16 protein-coding genes and 1 pseudogene are annotated in these 18,332 nt (G+C 63.5%); 9 read left to right on the top strand and 8 right to left on the bottom strand.

Annotation, left to right across the window (positions count from 1 at the left end):
- Positions 1–59 precede the first annotated feature (59 nt).
- Genes znuB through zur form a run of 3 tightly spaced genes read right to left on the bottom strand, consistent with a single transcriptional unit; the run spans position 60 to position 2,108 of the window.
- Entirely contained in the window at positions 60–842 is a 783-nt protein-coding gene (znuB, locus tag QBK88_RS06015) for a zinc ABC transporter permease subunit ZnuB (protein ID WP_268146627.1), read from the bottom strand.
- The gene (gene znuC / locus QBK88_RS06010; RefSeq protein ID WP_277961338.1) at positions 835–1,626 is read right to left on the bottom strand and encodes a zinc ABC transporter ATP-binding protein ZnuC; all 792 of its coding nucleotides are present in this window, start codon (positions 1,624–1,626) and stop codon (positions 835–837) included. Before znuC ends, znuB begins: the two co-directional genes overlap by 8 nt.
- Positions 1,626–2,108, bottom strand: a complete 483-nt coding sequence (gene zur, locus QBK88_RS06005; protein WP_268146624.1) for a zinc uptake transcriptional repressor Zur — start codon at positions 2,106–2,108, stop codon at positions 1,626–1,628. Before zur ends, znuC begins: the two co-directional genes overlap by 1 nt.
- 57 nt (positions 2,109–2,165) lie before the next feature.
- On the opposite strand from zur, the gene QBK88_RS06000 reads away from it, so the two are divergent.
- Positions 2,166–3,098 (top strand): metal ABC transporter solute-binding protein, Zn/Mn family, encoded by a 933-nt coding sequence (locus tag QBK88_RS06000; RefSeq protein WP_277961337.1) that lies wholly within the window; start codon positions 2,166–2,168, stop codon positions 3,096–3,098.
- Between the two features lie 28 nt (positions 3,099–3,126).
- Here QBK88_RS06000 and QBK88_RS05995 read toward each other — a convergent pair whose 3' ends face one another.
- Together QBK88_RS05995 and QBK88_RS05990 are read right to left on the bottom strand one after the other, a co-directional pair.
- Entirely contained in the window at positions 3,127–4,077 is a 951-nt protein-coding gene (locus QBK88_RS05995; protein ID WP_277961336.1) for a homoserine kinase, read from the bottom strand.
- Positions 4,078–4,134: 57 nt separating this feature from the next.
- Positions 4,135–4,425, bottom strand: a complete 291-nt coding sequence (locus QBK88_RS05990; protein WP_277961335.1) for a DUF2782 domain-containing protein — start codon at positions 4,423–4,425, stop codon at positions 4,135–4,137.
- A gap of 74 nt (positions 4,426–4,499) precedes the next feature.
- On the opposite strand from QBK88_RS05990, the gene polA reads away from it, so the two are divergent.
- Positions 4,500–7,265 (top strand): DNA polymerase I, encoded by a 2,766-nt coding sequence (polA, locus tag QBK88_RS05985; RefSeq protein WP_277961334.1) that lies wholly within the window; start codon positions 4,500–4,502, stop codon positions 7,263–7,265.
- A 352-nt stretch (positions 7,266–7,617) separates the two neighbouring features.
- Here polA and yihA read toward each other — a convergent pair whose 3' ends face one another.
- Positions 7,618–8,250, bottom strand: coding sequence for a ribosome biogenesis GTP-binding protein YihA/YsxC (gene yihA / locus QBK88_RS05980; RefSeq protein ID WP_277961333.1), 633 nt, complete (start codon positions 8,248–8,250; stop codon positions 7,618–7,620).
- Between the two features lie 155 nt (positions 8,251–8,405).
- Here yihA and QBK88_RS30840 point away from each other — a divergent pair.
- The 7 genes and pseudogenes from QBK88_RS30840 to QBK88_RS05950 form a co-directional block, all read left to right on the top strand.
- Positions 8,406–8,540: pseudogene (locus QBK88_RS30840) on the top strand (hypothetical protein); the annotation flags it as partial.
- Between the two features lie 18 nt (positions 8,541–8,558).
- Positions 8,559–9,164 carry a c-type cytochrome gene (locus QBK88_RS05975; protein WP_277961332.1) on the top strand — a complete coding sequence of 202 codons (606 nt, stop codon included), beginning with the start codon at positions 8,559–8,561 and terminating at the stop codon, positions 9,162–9,164.
- Positions 9,165–9,320: 156 nt separating this feature from the next.
- Positions 9,321–9,971 carry a thiol:disulfide interchange protein DsbA/DsbL gene (locus QBK88_RS05970; RefSeq protein ID WP_277961331.1) on the top strand — a complete coding sequence of 217 codons (651 nt, stop codon included), beginning with the start codon at positions 9,321–9,323 and terminating at the stop codon, positions 9,969–9,971.
- A gap of 14 nt (positions 9,972–9,985) precedes the next feature.
- The gene (locus QBK88_RS05965; protein WP_277961330.1) at positions 9,986–10,864 is read left to right on the top strand and encodes an endonuclease/exonuclease/phosphatase family protein; all 879 of its coding nucleotides are present in this window, start codon (positions 9,986–9,988) and stop codon (positions 10,862–10,864) included.
- On the top strand, positions 10,861–12,885 hold the full coding sequence (locus tag QBK88_RS05960; RefSeq protein WP_277961329.1) for a GGDEF domain-containing protein: 2,025 nt from the start codon (positions 10,861–10,863) through the stop codon (positions 12,883–12,885). Before QBK88_RS05965 ends, QBK88_RS05960 begins: the two co-directional genes overlap by 4 nt.
- 103 nt (positions 12,886–12,988) lie before the next feature.
- On the top strand, positions 12,989–13,765 hold the full coding sequence (locus QBK88_RS05955; protein ID WP_277961328.1) for an N-acetylmuramoyl-L-alanine amidase: 777 nt from the start codon (positions 12,989–12,991) through the stop codon (positions 13,763–13,765).
- A gap of 74 nt (positions 13,766–13,839) precedes the next feature.
- Positions 13,840–15,459: an EAL domain-containing protein gene (locus QBK88_RS05950; protein WP_268146608.1), complete on the top strand. Its 1,620-nt coding sequence runs from the start codon at positions 13,840–13,842 to the stop codon at positions 15,457–15,459.
- Between the two features lie 23 nt (positions 15,460–15,482).
- Here QBK88_RS05950 and QBK88_RS05945 read toward each other — a convergent pair whose 3' ends face one another.
- On the bottom strand, positions 15,483–17,267 hold the full coding sequence (locus QBK88_RS05945; RefSeq protein WP_277961327.1) for a KinB sensor domain-containing domain: 1,785 nt from the start codon (positions 17,265–17,267) through the stop codon (positions 15,483–15,485).
- Positions 17,264–18,332, bottom strand: a 1,069-nt coding sequence (locus QBK88_RS05940; protein WP_277961326.1) for a sigma-54-dependent transcriptional regulator, incomplete at its 5' end; no start/stop codon positions are given. The genes QBK88_RS05940 and QBK88_RS05945, both read right to left, overlap by 4 nt.

Raw genomic sequence — 18,332 nt, 5'->3', positions numbered from 1 at the left:
GCGGCCAAGTCTACACCCTGGCGGGTGACACGAGAATAACCTGTGACAGATCACCACCCTCAACGACGGGGCAGTGCAAAGCTCATCAGGAACAGTGTAGCGGCGCAGACGACGATCGACGGGCCGGCCGGCGTGTCCTTGAACCACGACAGGGCCAGGCCGCCGCACACCGCGATAACCCCCAGGATACTGGCCCCCAGGGCCATCTGCTCAGGGGATTTGGCGTGGCGCTGGGCCGCAGCCGCGGGAATGATCAGCAACGAGGTGATCAATAACACGCCGACGATCTTCATGGCCACGGCAATGACAATGGCGATCAACAGCATCAGGGTCATGCGCAGGCCCGCGACCGGCAAGCCTTCGACACGGGCCAGTTCCTCGTGCACCGTCACCGCCAGCAATGGCCGCCACAAGGCAAGCACCAGCGCCATGACCGCCGCGCTGCCACCCAGGATCCAGGCAAGGTCGGTGGGGCTGATGGCCAGCAGGTCACCGAACAGGTAGCTCATCAGGTCGATGCGCACGTCGTGCATGAAACTCAGCACCACCAGGCCCAGGGACAGTGTGCTGGGTGCCAGGATGCCCAGCAATGTATCTGAAGCCAGTGGCTGGCGCTGTTGCAGGGTCACCAGCAAAATCGCCAGCAGCAGGCAGCCGACGGTCACTGCCAGCGCCGGGCTGACGTCCAGCACGAAGCCCAGGGCCACGCCGAGCAGCGCGGCATGGGACAGAGTATCGCCGAAATAGGCCATGCGCCGCCACACCACGAAGGACCCCAGGGGGCCGGCTACCACCGCCAGGGACAAGCCGGCGAGCAAGGCGTAAAGCAGAAAATCAGCCATGCTTGCAGCTGTCTCCATGTACGTGGGGGGGATGGGAATGTTCAGCGTTTTCCGCGACCACTTCGCCATGCAGGCCATGGGCATGGTCGTGGTGGTGGTGATATACCGCCAGGCTCGGTGCGTGGTCGCCGAACAGCTCGACGAACGCCGGGTCGCCACTGACCTGCTCGGGGTGGCCGGAACAGCACACATGGTGGTTCAGGCACACCACCTGGTCGGTGGTGCTCATCACCAGGTGCAGGTCGTGGGAAACCATCAATACGCCACAGCCGTGGCGGTCGCGCAGGCGAGTGATCAGGGCATATAGCTCAGCCTGGCCGGCCACATCGACGCCCTGCACCGGCTCGTCCAGCACCAGCAGTTCAGGTTCGCGCAACAGCGCGCGAGCCAGCAGCACGCGCTGCATTTCGCCGCCGGAGATGGCCTGCACCGGGCTGTCGATGACTTGCTCGGCACCTACTTCGGCCAGGGCTGCCATCGCCCGCGGGCGGTCGACACCTGGCACCAGGCGCAGGAAGCGCAGTACCGACAGCGGCAGGGTCGGGTCCACATGCAGCTTTTGCGGCATGTAGCCAATGCGCAGTTTCGGTTTGCGCCACACCAGGCCGCTATCAGGCTTGAGCAAGCCCAGCACGGACCGCACCAGGGTGGTCTTGCCGGCGCCGTTGGGGCCGATCAGGGTGACGATTTCGCCGCTGCGCACGCTCAGCTGGATGTTGTCCAGCACGTTCTGGCCGGCAAAAGTGACCGTCACCTGGTCCAGGCGGATCAGGGCATCGCTCATCAGGCGGCCTGGCAGGCCGAGCAAAGGCCGACCACTTCCACTGTCTGGCCTTCGACCTTGAAGCCAACGTCTGCGGCGCTCTGGACGATGGCCTGGCTGATGGCCGGTTGCTCCAGCTCCAGGGCCACATGGCATTCACGGCAGATCAGGAACTGGCCCTGGTGCGCGTGCTCGGGGTGGTTGCAACCGATGAAGGCGTTGAGCGAGGCAATGCGGTGCACCAGGCCATTTTCCAACAGGAAATCCAGCGCGCGATACACCGTGGGAGGTGCGGCGCGGCGGCCGTCCTGGTCGCTGAGCACGGCAAGGATATCGTAGGCGCCCAGCGGCTTGTGGCTTTGCCATACCAGTTCCAGCACGCGGCGGCGCAGGGCAGTCAGGCGCAGGCCCATGCGTGCGCACAGGGCATCGGCTTCCGACAGTGCGCTGTGTACGCAGTGGGAATGGTCGTGGGGGCGGTTGGCCAGCGGAGTAGTGGGCATGGGCGACGACGATATCAGCAAGAGACGTTATTATATTACCTGTTCTCACCGAGTCGAGTGGTCATTGTGTCCCGGAAATTTGCTCATTTTGTCGCTTTTTGCCTCGCCGCCATCGTGATACCAGCCGCTCAGGCCGAGGTTCGCGTGCTCACCAGCATCAAGCCCCTGCAGCTGATTGCCGCAGCGGTACAGGATGGCGTTGGCAGCCCTGAGGTATTGCTGCCACCCGGCGCTTCGCCGCACCACTACGCCTTGCGCCCTTCTGACGTGCGCCGCGTGGGTGATGCCGATTTGCTGTACTGGATCGGCCCTGACATGGAGGCGTTCCTGCCCAAGGTTGTGAAGACCCGCAGCAAGCCGACCGTGACTGTCCAGGACCTGGCCGGGCTGAAATTGCGCCACTTCACCGCCGACAGCCAGTCCCATGAAGAGGCCGACCCGGACGAGCACGACCATGACCACCGCCCTGGCAGCCTGGATTCGCACCTGTGGTTGTCGACCTTCAATGCCCGAGTGATCGCCGCGCGCATGGCCGCCGACCTGGCCAAGGCCGACCCGGCCAACGCACCACGTTACGCTGGCAACCTGCAGGCGTTTGATGGCCGCCTGGACGCGCTGGATGCACGTTTGAAAACACGCCTGGCGGGCATTGCCGGCAAGCCGTTCTTCGTGTTCCACGAGGGCTTCGATTATTTCGAAGACGAGTTTGGCGTCAAGCATGCCGGGGTATTCAGCGTTGCCGCCGAAGTGCAGCCGGGTGCCCAGCACGTTGCGGCCATGCGCGCTCGGCTGCAGGAAGCCGGCAAGTCCTGCGTGTTCAGCGAGCCACCTGCCCGCCCGCGCCTGGCCGAAACCCTGACCGCCGGCCTACCGGTGCGCCTGGCCGAACTGGACGGCCTGGGCGGCTTCGCCGACGCCACGCCACAAGGCTACGAGCAACTGATGGAAAAGCTGGGCAACGACCTCGCCGGCTGCCTGGAACAGCTCTGAGCCCAAGGCTGCGTCCCAGGCGCCGCTGTCACAACGCGAACGGCAGCGCCAGGCTGACCTTCTGGCGCAACGCCAGGCGGCGTTCGAACTCGGCTGGGTCGTGGATCAGCACGTCCATGCCGGCGAACGCCTGGGCTGCCACCAGCCGTGACAGCCAGAAGCGCACGCACGCCACTCGCAGCATCACCGGCCACAGTTCTGCCTCGGCCGCCGTGAACGGCCGGAGCGCCGCATAGGCACCCAGCATCGCCCGCGCCCGCGGCGCGTCCAGTGCCCCGGCTTCGTCCGAGCACCAGTCATTCAGGCTGATGGCCAGGTCGTACAGCATCGGGCCCGAGCAGGCGTTGTAGAAGTCGATCACACCGGTCAGGTGTGTGCCCTCGAACATCGCGTTATCGCGGAACAGGTCGGCGTGCAGGTTGGCTCGCGGCAGGGCCAGGATCTGCGCCTTGTGCGCGCCGATCTCGTCCAGCGCCGCGCGCAGCAGCGCAGCGGCGTCGCTGCCCAGTTGGCCGATCTGGCGTTCGCCTTCTTCCAGCATCCAATCCAGGCCGCGGTCGGTCTTGCGTTCCAGCACGTGGTCGCGGGTGGCCAGGTGAATATGGCTGATCAGCTCGCCCATCTGCACGCAGTGCTGGTTGTTGGGTTCCTTGATGTGCTTGCCCGGCAGCCGAGGTTGCAGCAGCGCCGGCTTGCCTGCCAGCTCGCGCAGGGCCACGCCGTCGGTGGTACGCAGGGCGTACGGAACGGGCAGGTCGGCTTCGTGCAGCACGTCCAGCAGTTCGACGAAATAGGGCAGGTCCTGCATGGAACCGCGTTCTACCAGTGTCAGGACAAACTCGCCCTGTTCCAGGCTGATGAAGAAATTGCTGTTCTCGGTTCCGGCGGCAATTCCCTGGAAATCGCGCAGACGGCCCAGGCCATAGGGTGCGAGAAAGGTTTCAAGCTCAGGCCGCGACAGGGGTGTAAACACTGACATGAAAAGTTGCCCATACTGGCACCCCTGCGGGGGTGCCCGGTTGAAGTTAAGGTTGAGTCATTTCCATTCGAAGATCTTCCATGCCGGAATCAGCATGTCCGGCTGATCGGACCGAATGTAATTGGCATCGGTGCCGTCGGCGCGAACCAGAAAATACGGTTTGCCGTGTTTCGGGGTGACCTTGATTGCATACAGGAAACCATTCTGCCGGTATTCCTGGATAGTTTTGTCGCCTTCCTGGCGAATGGTGACATCCGGATCACCCGTGGGTGCATCGTCCGCGGCCATCACGGCCATCGGACAGGCAACCAGCAGGGTGGCCAGCAACAAGCGTTTTGCAGTGCGCATGATAACCTTGTCCCTTTGTCGTCAATGTTCCGGACATTCTAGCGCCGGACCCGCCGAAAAGGTTGATTCTGCTCATGAGCAAAGCTCCTCTCGTCCTGGTGGACGGTTCTTCCTACCTGTACCGGGCGTTCCATGCGCTGCCGCCGCTGACTACTTCGCGGGGGATGCCGACCGGCGCGGTGAAGGGCGTGTTGAACATGCTCAAAAGCCTGCGCCGCCAATACCCGGACAGCCCGTTCGCCGTTGTTTTCGATGCCAAGGGCGGCACGTTCCGCGACGAAATGTTCGCTGACTACAAGGCCAACCGCCCCAGCATGCCCGACGACCTGCGCGTGCAGGTAGAGCCGCTGCACGCCAGCGTGCGTGCCCTGGGTTACCCGCTGCTGTGCGTGGACAACGTCGAGGCCGACGATGTCATCGGCACCTTGGCCCGCAGCAGCGCCGCGGCCGACCGCCCGGTGATCATTTCCACCGGTGACAAGGACATGGCCCAACTGGTCGATGGCCACGTGACCTTGGTGAACACCATGACCGGCAGCGTCATGGACATCGAAGGTGTGAAGGAAAAGTTCGGCGTGGGGCCGGAGCACATCATCGACTACCTGGCGCTGATGGGCGACAAAGTCGATAACATCCCCGGCGTTCCCGGTGTGGGTGAAAAAACCGCCGTGGGCCTGCTGGTGGGTATCGGCGGCGGCCTGAAGGAGTTGTACGAGAACCTCGACAAGGTCCCGGCCCTGCCTATCCGTGGGGCCAAGAACCTGCCCGCCAAGCTCGAAGAGCACAAGGACATGGCCTTTCTGTCCTACCAGTTGGCAACCATCAAGATCGACGTGCCATTGGACGTGGAAGTCGAAGCGCTGGTGTGCGGCGAGCCGGACCGCGAAGCGCTGATCGAGTTGTACACTGAACTGGAATTCAAGAGCTGGATCGACGAAGTCCAGCGTGACGCCAAGCGCGCCGGCCAGGAAGTGGTGCCCGACGCCGCGCCGGTGGCGGCGGTCGAAACCCGCTACGAAACCATCCTCGACCAGGCACGATTCGACCACTGGCTAGCGAAGCTGGCCAAGGCCGAGCTGTTTGCCTTCGACACCGAGACTACCGGCCTGGACGCACAGAAAGCGCAACTGGTGGGCCTCTCGTTCGCCGTGGAGCCCCACGAAGCGGCCTACTTGCCGCTGACCCATTCCTACATGGGCGCGCCCGCGCAACTGGACCGCGATACCGTGTTGCTGGCCCTCAAACCGCTGCTGGAAGACCCGGCCAAGCTGAAGGTGGGGCAGAACGCCAAGTACGACATCAACATCCTGGCCAACTGCGCCATCGGCGGCGACCCGGCCCAGGGCATCACGGTGCGCGGCGTGAAGTTCGATACCATGCTCGAATCCTACGTGCTGGACTCCACCGCCACCCGTCATGACATGGACAGCCTGTCGGCCAAATACCTGGGCCATAGCACCATTACCTTCGAACAGATCGCAGGCAAGGGCGCCAAGCAGCTCACCTTCGACCAGATCCCACTGGAGCAGGCCGGCCCCTACGCGGCTGAAGATGCCGATGTCACCCTGCGCCTGCACCAGCTGTTCCAGGCCAAATTGGCTGCCGCGCCAAGCCTGATCAGCGTAGTGGACGATATTGAAATGCCGCTGGTGCCGGTGCTGGCCAAGATCGAGCGCCAAGGCGCGCTGGTCGACGCGGACCTGCTGGGCGTGCAGAGCGTCGAATTGGGTAACAAGCTGGCCGAGTTGGAACGCCAGGCTTACGAAATCGCCGGCGAGGAATTCAACCTTGGCTCGCCCAAGCAGCTTGGCGTGATTCTCTACGACAAGCTGGGCATGCCTATACTCAACAAGACTGCCAAGGGCCAGGCCTCTACCGCCGAAGCTGTGCTGGCGGAGCTGGCCGACCAGGACTTCCCGCTGCCCAAGGTGCTGATGCAGTACCGCTCCCTGAGCAAGCTGAAAAGTACCTACACCGATCGCCTGCCTGAACAGATCAACCCGCGCACTGGCCGGATCCACACCTCCTACCACCAGGCGGTGGCAGCCACCGGGCGCCTGTCGTCCAGCGACCCGAACCTGCAGAACATCCCGATTCGCACCGCTGAAGGCCGACGCATTCGCCAGGCGTTCGTCGCGCCCAACGGGTACAAGCTGCTGGCCGCGGACTATTCGCAGATCGAACTGCGCATCATGGCCCACTTGGCCAAGGATGAAGGGCTGCTGCACGCTTTCCAGAACAACCTCGACGTGCACCGTGCCACGGCTGCCGAGGTATTTGGCGTGGAGCTTGATCAGGTCACCATCGACCAGCGCCGCAGCGCCAAGGCGATCAACTTCGGCCTGATCTATGGCATGAGTGCTTTCGGCCTGGCCAAGCAGATTGGTGTCGACAACAAGCAGGCCAAGGAATACATCGACCGCTACTTCGCTCGCTACCCCGGTGTGCTTGCCTACATGGAGCGCACCCGCACCCAGGCGGCCGAACAGGGCTATGTGGAAACGCTGTTCGGTCGTCGTCTGTACCTGGCCGACATCAACGCCAAGAACCCGGCCTTGCGCAAAGGCGCCGAGCGCACCGCGATCAACGCGCCCATGCAGGGTACCGCTGCCGATATCATCAAGCGCGCCATGGTGGCAGTGGACAGCTGGCTGAGCGAATCGGGCATCGATGCCCGCGTCATTCTGCAGGTACACGATGAACTGGTCCTGGAAGTGCGTGAGGGCCTGGTGGAGCAGGTCAGCCAGCAGATCCGCCCGCACATGAGCGGCGCAGCTGAACTGGACGTGCCGTTGCTGGTGGAAGTGGGGGTAGGCAACAACTGGGACGAGGCGCACTGATACCTGCAAATGCGCGCTACCCGTGACGCGGCCTTGCGCCGCGTCAAAGGCACGTTTACGGCAGCATAACGACTAAGCCGCGCCTGGTTAGCAGAATTAGTTTCAAGGGCGGGGGAACTAAACCCGTCAACCACGACTCAGAGTACCTGAATGGCTGGTGAAGCCGTTCGATGCTCCTATGTTGTGTTAAGTGTTGGCAGATATCCGGACCCCGCCCTAGCGGTTCGGAACTTGAACCCCGAACTTCCCCCTCCCCATACGAAGTCCGGGGTTTTTTTTGCCCGAAATTCGGCACCGGCCCTTACGCCGTGCCCTTGCGAGACCGAGCTTCGCTCGGTCCTGCAAGATTGCCTCACGCTTCTACTTTGTCCGGCAATTCCATCCAGCGCGCCAACACGGCGTAGGCCTCCTCGAGGCCCAGGCGCTTGGGCGCCGAGAACAGCTGGATGGTCACCGACTCGCCCCAGCCCTTGCGAATTTCCGACTGCACCTTGAGCAGCGTGTTCTTCGCCGCCCCGTAGGTAAGTTTGTCGGCCTTGGTCAGCAGGATGTGCATCGGCATGTGGCTGGCCACCGACCAGTCCAGCATCAACTGGTCGAAGTCGGTCATGGGGTGGCGAATGTCCATCATCAGGATCAGCCCCTTGAGGCTCTCGCGGCTGCCCAGGTACGCCTCCAGGTGGCGCTGCCAGTGCTGCTTGAGCGGAATCGGCACCTTGGCATACCCGTAACCGGGCAAGTCCACCAGGCGGCGCTCTTCGTCCAGCTGGAAGAAGTTCAACAGCTGCGTACGCCCCGGGGTCTTGGATGTGCGCGCCAGGCTGGCGTGGGTCAGGGTGTTCAGGGCGCTGGACTTGCCGGCGTTGGAGCGGCCGGCGAAGGCTACTTCAAAGCCCTCATCGTCGGGGCACTGGTCGACCTTGGCGGCGCTGAGCGAGAAGGTAGCCTGTTGGCACAGACCGAGGATGGGGTTTTTGACTTGCATGTGATTTCCGGTGTGGGCGACGCCGGGCAAGGGCCCTGGCATGCGGTTCGTTTCCGTTGAGGCAACGTCGGTAGTATATAATGCCGTAGATTCAGTGTGCGTTTTGTGCTGGCTCAGGAACAAGCGCCAGGACGAAATGCCTGCATGGTGCTAGCGTCACTTATATAACTCAGGGTTTCAAGGCTATGCCGCCGCGTGGATTGTGCACGGACAGCAGTGCTGAAGACTACAAAGCCGTCATCCGCCTGGATGAGCGGCCCAGGCCTGCGGCACAGATCTATCACCCTTAGCCGTAGTTGGATTAGCTGATGAGAAGAATAATAGTGAGTCTGCTGTTGACAGTAGGAATCACAGGCGCGGCCCAGGCGGCGGGTGATCCGGCCGCGGGGCAGGCCAAGGCAGCGGTCTGTGGGGCCTGCCACGGCCCGGACGGCAACAGCATGGCGCCCATTTTCCCGAAGCTGGCGGGCCAGGGCGAGCGCTACCTGAACAAGCAATTGCACGACATCAAGTCCGGTGCACGGCAGGTGCCGGAAATGACCGGCCTGCTGACCAACCTCAATGACCAGGACCTGGCTGATCTCGCCGCCTACTTCAACAGCCAGCACGGAAGTGTAGGCGCCGCCGACGATAAAGTGGTGGCCAGGGGCGAAGCCCTGTTTCGCGGTGGCAAGCTGGACGCCGGGATGCCAGCCTGTACCGGTTGCCATTCCCCCAACGGCGCCGGCAACGCCATGGCCGGCTTTCCTCACTTGAGCGGCCAGCATGCTCAATACGTGACCAAGCAGCTCACGGATTTTCGCGAGGGCAACCGCACCAACGACGGCGACACCATGGTCATGCGCAGCATCGCCGCCAAGCTCAGCAACAAGGACATCGAGGCCATCGCCTCCTATGTGCAGGGTTTGCACTGACACCGTTGTCGCGTCTTGAAATGAAACAAATGAAATGGGCGACGTTGGTCGCCCTTTTTCATGAAGTCTGCCGTTACACTAGCGAACTGAACCCTGTGGCGGCGTGTCTCAACGCGCGTCGTCGCAAGGCGATCCCCTTTTGCTCAGGAGTAAAGCATGCGTAATCTGATCCTCGGCGCCGCTCTGGTCGCTGCCACGCTGTTCGGCATCACCGCCCAGGCCGCTGACGCCCCGCTGGAAGCGGGTAAGCAGTACGTCGTACTGGACAATCCGGTACCGGTTTCCCAGCCTGGCAAGATCGAAGTCGTCGAAATGTTCTGGTATGGCTGCCCTCACTGCTACGCCTTTGAGCCTACCATCAACCCATGGATCGAGAAGTTGCCAGCCGACGTGCACTTCGTGCGCGTGCCTGCCATGTTCGGCGGCCCGTGGGACCTGCATGGCCAGCTGTTCATCACCCTGGACATGATGGGCGTGGAGCACAAGGTTCACTCGGCCGTGTTCGATGCCATCCAGAAGCAGGGCAAGCGTCTGACCGACCCGAAAGACATGGCTGACTTCGTGGCCACCCAGGGCGTAGACAAGGACAAGTTCCTCGAGACCTACAATTCCTTCGCCGTGCAGGGCAAGGTCAAGCAGTACAAGGACCTGGCCATCGCCTACGGCGTGCAGGGCGTACCGACCATGATCGTCAACGGCAAGTACCGTTTTGACCTCGGCACCGCTGGCGGCCCTGAAGAAACGCTGAAAGTGGCCGATGCACTGATTGCCAAAGAACGCGCAGCCGGCAAGAGTGCTGCCAACTAACCTCAGGTGACCCCGTGCGCCGCTGGAGAACCGAACGTGTCGTTGGCCTGCGAGACCCGCAGGTCAACGAGCATCACCTGCAGACCAGCGGCCTCCCCGAGGATGGCCGGCTGCGGCTGCTCAGTTTCAATATCCAGGTAGGCATCAGCACCGGGCGCTACCACCATTACCTGACCCGTAGCTGGCAGCACTTGCTGCCGCACACGGGCCGGGCCGGCAACCTGCAGAAGATCGGCAAGCTGTTGGCCGACTTCGACCTCGTGGCCCTGCAGGAAGTGGACGGTGGCAGCCACCGCTCCGGCTACGTCAACCAGGTGGAACACCTGGCCCAACTGGGCGGGTTCCCTTACTGGTACCAGCAACTCAACCGCAACCTTGGCCGCCTGGCCCAGCACAGCAACGGCATCCTCAGCCGCTTGCGCCCCTGGAGCCTGGAAGACCACCCCCTGCCCGGACCTGCTGGCCGCGGGGCTATTCTCGCGCGTTTTGGCGAAGGGCCCGAGGCGCTGGTGGTGGTGATGATGCACCTGGCACTGGGCACCCGCGCCCGTGCCCGGCAACTGGCCTATATTCGCGAGCTGATTGGCGGCTACCGCCATCAGATCCTCATGGGTGACATGAACACCCATGCCAATGACCTGCTGTTGAACTCGCCGTTGCGCGACCTGGGCCTGCTGGCGCCCCAGGCCGAAGCGACGTTTCCCAGCTGGCGGCCACAGCGCTGCCTTGATCATATTCTGCTCAGCCCAGGCCTGACCCTCGAACGCGTTCAGGTACTGGACCTGCCGATTTCCGACCACTTGCCCGTGGCGGTAGAGATCCGCTTGCCCGATTCCCTTGTGGCCGACTCGTTGCCGGCCCTCAGCCCCTCACCTCGCAGACCCCTGGCATGACCGACGACGCCCAGCGCTGGAAAGAAAAGTACCTCAAGAGTATTGAACAGCAGGAAAAACTGGAGCGCCGCTGGAATGCGCGGTTGGACTTGCTGCGCCGCGGCCTGGTGCGCAGCACCCTGGCGGCCGAAGGCACGGACAAGGCCGTGGACGCCTGCATGAAGGAGATGCGCGAGGTGGTGCGCACCGACGACATGGACGCCGGCCTTGCCGCCTTGATCCCGCGTCTGGAAAAGGCGGTGCTCGATTCCGAACAGCGCCGCGAGACACGCGTGGCCCAGATCAGCACGGCGCTGACCGCGCTGGTCGACCAGTTGCAGAAATTGCCGCTAGCCCGTGATGTCAGCAAGCCGCTGAAAAAATATGCCAAGCAGCTGGAAGACCGCGCCGGCCAGGCGCGCGAGATTCCGCTGCTGCTCAGTGAGCTGAGTGGCCTGCAGGAACAGGCCCTGGCTGGCCTGGAGCCGCAGGCCGAAGCCCAGCGCCCCGGCCTGCTGCAACGCCTGTTCGGTGGCCGGGAGGCGGAAGCCGAGCCGGCAGAGCCGGAGCATCCAGCCCACACGTCCCCCGCCCCAGCGCTGGCGCCTGTGGCAGCCTCCGAACAGGCACCTGCCCTGGCAGAGCCGGTAGTTGCTCTGGCCCCCGCTGCCGTGGCCGAGCCGTCCGCCACGGTCGAGCTTGTTCCGCCAGCGGTGCCCGAGCGGGCCCCTGAACCTGAGCCGCAGCCAGAGGCAGCACCAGCACCAGCACTGGCACCGGTGGCGGCGAGCCCGGCGCACCCGGAACCTGTACAGATCCAGCCCTTTCAGCCACCGGTTCTGCCAGCCGAGCCTGCCCAAGCGCCTGCTACCGCCCTGCCGGTGTTCATCGACAGCCTGCCGCTACCCTTGGTCATGGCCGAAGCCATTGCCGCCATCGACCCTGAAGAGCCCGGGGAAGCGTTGCTCTATGCCTTGCCGCCCTCACCCGAGCCGTCCTACAGTTCGGTTGCGGCCCATATCGAAGACACCCTGCTGGGCCTGCTCAACGACCTGACATTGCCCGAGCGCCACCGCCCTCAGGCAGAGGCCATGCGCGACCGGCTCGAACACGGCCTGAACTGGTACGAGTTGCTACCGATCCTGGACGACCTGGCTACCCTGATGCTGGCTATCAATGACAGTGGCCAGCATGATTTCGAGCTGTACCTCAAACAGCTCAACGAGCGCCTCGACACCTTCCAGAGCCACCTGCAAGCCGCCAGCGAAGGCCATGCCGACAGCGCCTCGGCAGCCCGCGACCTGGACAGCCAGTTGCGCGAACAGGTGGGCGGCCTGCAGAGCAGCGTGCAAGGCGCCACCGACGTAGCCAGCCTCAAGCAGATCCTGGAGCAGCGCCTGGAAGGCCTGATCGGCACCATTGATTCGCACCAGCAGCAGCGCGACCAGCGCGAGCAGGAAATCGCCACGCGCCTGCAGAGCCTTGCCGAACGGGTGGCGAGCATGGAAGGCGAAGCACTGGAATATCGCGAGCACCTCGAGGAGCAGCGGCAAAAGGCCTTGATCGACCCGCTCACCGGCCTGGCCAACCGCGCTGCGTGGTCAGAGCGCCTGGAACAGGCGGTCGTCCAGCGCGAAGGCGATGGCAGTGAGTTGCTGCTGGCGATGCTCGACCTGGACCATTTCAAGTCCATCAATGACAGTTATGGGCACCTGGCAGGCGACAAGGTGCTGAAGATCATCGCCAACGAGCTGCGCAAACGCCTGCGCCCCGTGGATTTTCTGGCGCGGTTTGGTGGGGAGGAGTTCGTATTGCTCATTCCCGCCACGCCGATGGCCGAAGCCGTGCGGTTGGTTGAGACCCTGCGTGCGGCGGTCGAGGCCTGCCCGTTTCACTTCAAGGGGCAGCGCGTGACTATCACCATTTCCATCGGCCTGGCGGCTTTCCGCGGTAGCGAGCGCAGTGAGCTGGTCCTCAAGCGCGCCGACGACGCCCTGTATCGCGCCAAGGACGCCGGCCGCAACCGCGTCATCAGCGCATGAGAGCAGGGGCCGGCGTGGTGGTCCGTCCCGTCAGCGCACTCAGGGATCAGGATGGTGTGTGTTATACTATTGCATTACTGCCCACCAAGTTGCCTTCCAATCTATGAAACTCCTCGGCTGTGCCCTGCTGTTGCTCGCGTTGGCGGGCTGCTCCACCGGTCTGAGCATCGACCGCAGTCATCCTTCGGTCAACCATGACAGCCGAATCCAGTTCGTGGTGCTGCATTACACCTCAGCCTCGGACGAACGTTCGCTGGCATTGCTGACCCATGGTCAGGTCAGCGCTCACTACCTGGTGGGCCTGAACCCACCGAAGGTCTACCAGTTGGTCGATGAAAGCCAGCGGGCCTGGCACGCCGGCGAGAGTGAGTGGGACGGCCGAACCTGGCTCAACTCAAGCTCCATCGGCATCGAGATCGTCAACCCGGGGTTCACCGACTCCCCCAATGGCCGTTTGTGGTACCCGTATACCGAAGCGCAGATCAAGGCCGTCGAGGCCCTGCTCAAGGACATTGTCAAGCGGTACAACATCGAGCCCCGTCACATCATCGGCCACAGTGACATCGCCCCTCTGCGCAAACAGGACCCGGGCCCGCTGTTCCCGTGGAAGCGCCTGGCAGACGAAGGGCTGGGCATCTGGCCCGATGCGGCGACCGTGGCACGCAACAAGCCGCGTTTCGAGGTCAACCCGCCGAGCATGACCTGGTACCAGCAGGAACTTGCGCGCCTGGGTTACTCCGTCGAGCAGACCGGCGAGTTGGATGTCACCACCCGTCATGTGATCGCGGCCTTCCAGATGCACTTTCGGCCGGCGCGTTTCGATGGCCAGCCCGATGCTGAAACCGCCGCCATCCTTCAAGCGCTGAACAGCCAGCGCTAAGCGCCTCTGCCCAACGGGCAGGCTAAATCCCTGCCAGTTGCTATACCTCTTGGTAAGCAACTGGATCTGTGCCCATGTCCCCCGCCTTCGTGCGTTTTCGCAGCGCTTTGTATCGTCCCTGGCTATTGGCGACAGTAGCTGCGTTGGCGTGCGCGGCATTGCTGCTCAGCGCCAGCCTGGGGCTGATCATGCACCAGGTTCAGCAAACCGAAATCGAGCAGATGAATGCCCGTGGCGAACGTTTTCTCGACCGCCTGGAGCAGATATTCGGCCAGTTGCGCGAAAGCGTCGATGACCTCGATGAGCAGAGTGTGCGGGGCTGCAGCCCGCAGATGCTCGCCGTGTTGCAGCAGGTTGGTTTCGATAACCGCTTCGTCTACGACGCCGCTTACAGCGATGGTCAGGAACACTGTTCCAGCCGCCCCAGCGAGCAGAATGCCGATGCGCTGCGGGCCCCCGACATCAAGGGCCCTACCTACAGTTACTGGCTGAACACCAGCACCCAGCCGGACGACAACCTGGCTGCCCTGCGCCTGGCCCGTGGCCCGTTCACAGTGTCCACTTCCCGCGGCCACCTGACCGACGTGGTGGACCTGGCCCCGGGCGGCAGCCTGCTGGTGGTGCTGGACAAGGGCACCCGTGCGGTCCCCGTGCTGGGCCCGGTGCAGGCCTGGCCGCCCAGCGCCGATTGGCCACCGCCCGCGCAGCAGCCGCTGGTGGTTACCCATGACTCGCTGATCTACCGCATGTTCACCAAGTCCCCGGATTACCAGCTGGTATTGATCTCGCCGCGTACCAGCGTGCTGCCGAAGATGAACCAGGCGCTGTGGGCGCTGTTCCCCGCCAGCCTGCTGCTGTCCTGGTGCGTGGGCTGGATCGTGTTGCAGCAGGTGCGCGAGCGCCGGTCCATGAGCGCCGAGCTTCAGGGTGCGCTGCGCCGCGGCGAACTGAAGGTGTTGTACCAACCCATCTTCGACCTCAACAGCCGACGATGCGTGGGTGCGGAGGCGCTGGTGCGGTGGCGCCGCCCGGATGGCACCCTGACCAGCCCGGACCTGTTCATTCCCATGGCTGAAAATACCGGCCAGATTCGCGAAATCACGGATTTTGTCCTGCAGCAACTGTTGGAGCAGCTGGGTCAGCTCCTTCGTGCCAACCCCCACTTGTACATTTCCGTGAACCTGGCGGCCTGCGACGTCATGGTGCCACGCATTGGCCGCGTGGTCGCGCGGCTTCTGGACCAGTACAGGGTAGCGGCGAACCAGATTGCCTTCGAAGTCACCGAACGCGGTTTGATCGATGTGGTTGTCGCCCGGGACAACCTGCAGGCCCTGCGTGATGTGGGCCACCAGGTGCTGATCGATGATTTCGGCACCGGTTATTGCAGCCTGGCGTACCTGCAGACATTGCCCGTGGACTGCCTGAAGATCGACAAGGCCTTCATCGACGCGTTGGGCCATGACGCCGCCAGCAGCGGCGTGGCCCCCCATATCATCCGAATGGCCCATGCCCTGCAATTGCGGGTGATTGCCGAGGGCATCGAGTTCGAGGCCCAGGCGTTGCTGCTCAGCAGCGAAGGGGTGAACTACGGGCAGGGCTGGCTGTTCGCTCACCCGCTCAATGCTCGGCAGTTCAGTGAATTGGTGACGCGCGGGCGGCGCCTTGTAGGCCGCCGCCTCGATGACGAGGCCTGAGCAAAGCGAAGGCCCGGTTCAGTTCACAGCGGCAAGGTCATATAGAACTGGGTACCCTGCCCCGGCCGTGAGTACACGCCCATGCGCCCGCCGTGCAGCTGCACGATTTCCTTGCACAACGCCAACCCCAGACCGGCACCACCTTTCTTGCGGCCCACCTGCACGAAAGGCTCGAAAATCCGCCCCTGCTGGCCGTAGGCAATGCCTTCACCATTGTCTTCAACGCTGATGATGACCCGCTCGGCGTGGCGCCGGGCTTGCAGGCGGATGCGACCGTTGTGCGGTGTGTGGCGCAGCGCGTTGTCCAGCAGGTTGTCGAGCACGCGGTCCAGCTGCGCCTGGTCGGCGTGCAGGCGCGGCAGGGCATCCTGTTGTTCGATGACCACCTGAATATCGTTCTGGTGAGCCTGCTCGTCAAAGCGTTCACGTGCCCGGTACAACAGGTCGTCGATGGCGCAAGGGGCCAGGGTGAGCTTTTGCAGGCCATTCTGATAGCGGGAAAAATTCAGCAGATCGTTGATCAGTTGCATCAACCGCTGCATTTCTTCCTTCACCGTGTCGAACAGGTCGGCTTCGCGCGAGTCCGGGGCGAAGTGCACCCGTTCCTGCAGCAACCCGAAGGCCATGTGCATGCCGGTGACCGGGGTGCGCAGTTCATGGGAAGCGCGTAGCACGAACTCGCTGCGCACCCGTTCGAATGCCCGTTGCTCGGTGACATCGTGCAGCACCATCACCGCACCCAGAATGTGGCCTTCAGTGTGGGTCACGGGTGTCAGGCTGTAGGCCAGCAGCCGGGTTTCGCCGTCGAGGTCGAAGCTCAGGTCTTCCAGCGCCCGCTCCAGGCTGCCGCCACGCAGGATCAAGGCCAGCTGCTCGTCCAGCTCGGGGCGCTGCAACGCCTCGCCCAGGCCCATGCCTACCCGGTCGTCCTCCCAGCCCAATTGCCGCTGGGCCACGGGGTTGAGGTGTTCCAGGCGGCCCTGGCGGTCGATCATCAGCAACCCGTCGTCGATACTGTCGAGCACCGCCTGCAAACGCTGCTGGCCGGCCAGCAGTTCGTCCACGTTGGTCTCCTGGTGCTTGCGCAGTACCTCGGCCATGGTGCCGAAACGCTGGGTCAGCTGGGTGAGCTCGGCGGCGCTGGATTGCGGCAATTGCACCTCGAAATTGCCCTGACTGATGTTGTCGGCGGCGGTGGCCAGCGCCTCGATGGGTTCGCCAAAGCGTCGGGCGATACTGTGGGCGGTGAAAAAGCCGATCAGCAGCACCGCCAGCCCCACCAGGCCCAACAGCGCAGATACCAGCACAGCGCGCTGGTGGGTGGTTTCCTGGGCAGCGTTGATATTGTCCAGCGCCTTTTTATGGGCGTCGATCAGGCCGTTTCGCAGCACGTTGAAGGCGTTGCTCAAGGGCGGGTTGTCGCTGATATTGCCCAGTGACGGACTGCCTCGGTAAACCGCCAGGAATTTCTGATAGTCACTGGCCGTCTGGGCAAAGCCAGGCGGGTCATCGTGGCCCTGCTCATGAGCGAGGCCCTGGCTGATCAGGTCCTGGAACTCCTGCTGGGCTTCATCCAGCGCCGCCTTGTCCGGATGGTCGTTGAGCAGCATCACCAATTGGTCGCCCAGGTTCTGGCGCAACTTGAGCCCCAGGTCCAGGGAGACAAAGTTGTGATGGATGGTGCCTTCCTGCGTCTTGACCAGTTGCATCACGCTGACCAACCCCAGCGCCAGCCCCAGCAGGGCCACGGTGATCAGCGCCGAGAAGCTGAGAAACAGCCGGGTCCGCAACTTCATCGGCAACCTCACAGGTTGTACTGTTTGCGTTTGCGGTACAGCGTGGACGCGTCGATGCCCAAGGTCTTGGCCGCCTGGTCCAGCGTATCGCTGGTGGCCAGCACGGCGCCGATGTGGGCTTTTTCCAGTTCGTCCAGGCTCAACGCAGCGCCAATGCGTGGGGCATTGTTGACGGGTTGCTCGGCCATGCCCAGGTGGCTCACCTCTACCCGCTCCTGGGCGCAGATGATGCTGGCGCGTTCCACCACGTTGCGCAATTCGCGGATATTGCCGGGCCAGCGGTAATTCAGCAGCGCAGCGCGGGCTTCCTCGCTGAAGGCCCGGGCGGGGCGCGCGTATTCCTTGACGAAGCGGGCCAGGAAGCGGTCGGCCAGAATCAGGATGTCCTCGCTGCGCTCGCGCAGGGGCGGCAGGTGCAAGGTGATGACATTGAGGCGGTACAGCAGGTCTTCGCGGAAGCGACCCTCGCGCACCATGTCTTCCAGGTTGAGGTTGGTGGCCGCCAGGATGCGCACGTCCGCTCGACGGGTAACCGGGTCACCGACCCGCTCGTATTCCTTGTCCTGAATGAAGCGCAGCAGCTTGGGTTGCAGTGTCAGGGGGAAATCGCCGATCTCATCGAGGAACAGTGTGCCGCCGTCTGCCTGGTTGACCCGCCCCAGGGTGCTTTCGCTGGCGCCGGTGAACGCTCCACGGCTGTGGCCGAACAGTTCACTTTCCATCAGTTCGGCGGTCAGCGAAGGGCAGTTGATGGTCACGCAGGCTTTCTTGGAGCGTTTGCTCCAACCGTGAATGGCACGGGCCAGCTCGCCTTTACCGGTACCCGACTCGCCCAGGATAAGAATGTTGGCGTCGGTGCTCGCCACCTGGCGTGCGGTTTCCAGCACCACCATCATGGCCGGGCTGTGAGAGTCCAGGCCGTCCTTGGGCTTGCGTACTTCGCCTTCCAGCGCTTCCAGGCGCGCTGAAAGCTGGCGTACCTCCAGCTGTTTGGCCGTGGCCAGGCGCAATTGGTCAGGGCTGCAGGGTTTTACCAGGTAATCGGCGGCGCCGGCCTGAATGGCATCCACGGCGGTA

Origin of the sequence: Pseudomonas sp. RIT-To-2 (assembly GCF_029623465.1) — a bacterium.
Lineage (GTDB): Bacteria > Pseudomonadota > Gammaproteobacteria > Pseudomonadales > Pseudomonadaceae > Aquipseudomonas > Aquipseudomonas silvicola.
This window is presented reverse-complemented; position numbering and strand designations above follow the sequence as displayed.

What these genes read in the sequence shown, in the direction of transcription:
- QBK88_RS05960 (WP_277961329.1), top strand. Translation starts at nt 10,861, where the DNA reads ATGACCGACGACGCCCAGCGCTGGAAAGAAAAGTACCTCAAGAGTATT.
- polA (WP_277961334.1), top strand. Translation starts at nt 4,500, where the DNA reads ATGAGCAAAGCTCCTCTCGTCCTGGTGGACGGTTCTTCCTACCTGTAC.
- QBK88_RS05955 (WP_277961328.1), top strand. Translation starts at nt 12,989, where the DNA reads ATGAAACTCCTCGGCTGTGCCCTGCTGTTGCTCGCGTTGGCGGGCTGC.
- znuB (WP_268146627.1), bottom strand. Translation starts at nt 842, where the DNA reads ATGGCTGATTTTCTGCTTTACGCCTTGCTCGCCGGCTTGTCCCTGGCG.
- QBK88_RS05970 (WP_277961331.1), top strand. Translation starts at nt 9,321, where the DNA reads ATGCGTAATCTGATCCTCGGCGCCGCTCTGGTCGCTGCCACGCTGTTC.
- QBK88_RS05995 (WP_277961336.1), bottom strand. Translation starts at nt 4,077, where the DNA reads ATGTCAGTGTTTACACCCCTGTCGCGGCCTGAGCTTGAAACCTTTCTC.
- QBK88_RS05975 (WP_277961332.1), top strand. Translation starts at nt 8,559, where the DNA reads ATGAGAAGAATAATAGTGAGTCTGCTGTTGACAGTAGGAATCACAGGC.
- znuC (WP_277961338.1), bottom strand. Translation starts at nt 1,626, where the DNA reads ATGAGCGATGCCCTGATCCGCCTGGACCAGGTGACGGTCACTTTTGCC.
- QBK88_RS05950 (WP_268146608.1), top strand. Translation starts at nt 13,840, where the DNA reads ATGTCCCCCGCCTTCGTGCGTTTTCGCAGCGCTTTGTATCGTCCCTGG.
- zur (WP_268146624.1), bottom strand. Translation starts at nt 2,108, where the DNA reads ATGCCCACTACTCCGCTGGCCAACCGCCCCCACGACCATTCCCACTGC.
- yihA (WP_277961333.1), bottom strand. Translation starts at nt 8,250, where the DNA reads ATGCAAGTCAAAAACCCCATCCTCGGTCTGTGCCAACAGGCTACCTTC.
- QBK88_RS05990 (WP_277961335.1), bottom strand. Translation starts at nt 4,425, where the DNA reads ATGCGCACTGCAAAACGCTTGTTGCTGGCCACCCTGCTGGTTGCCTGT.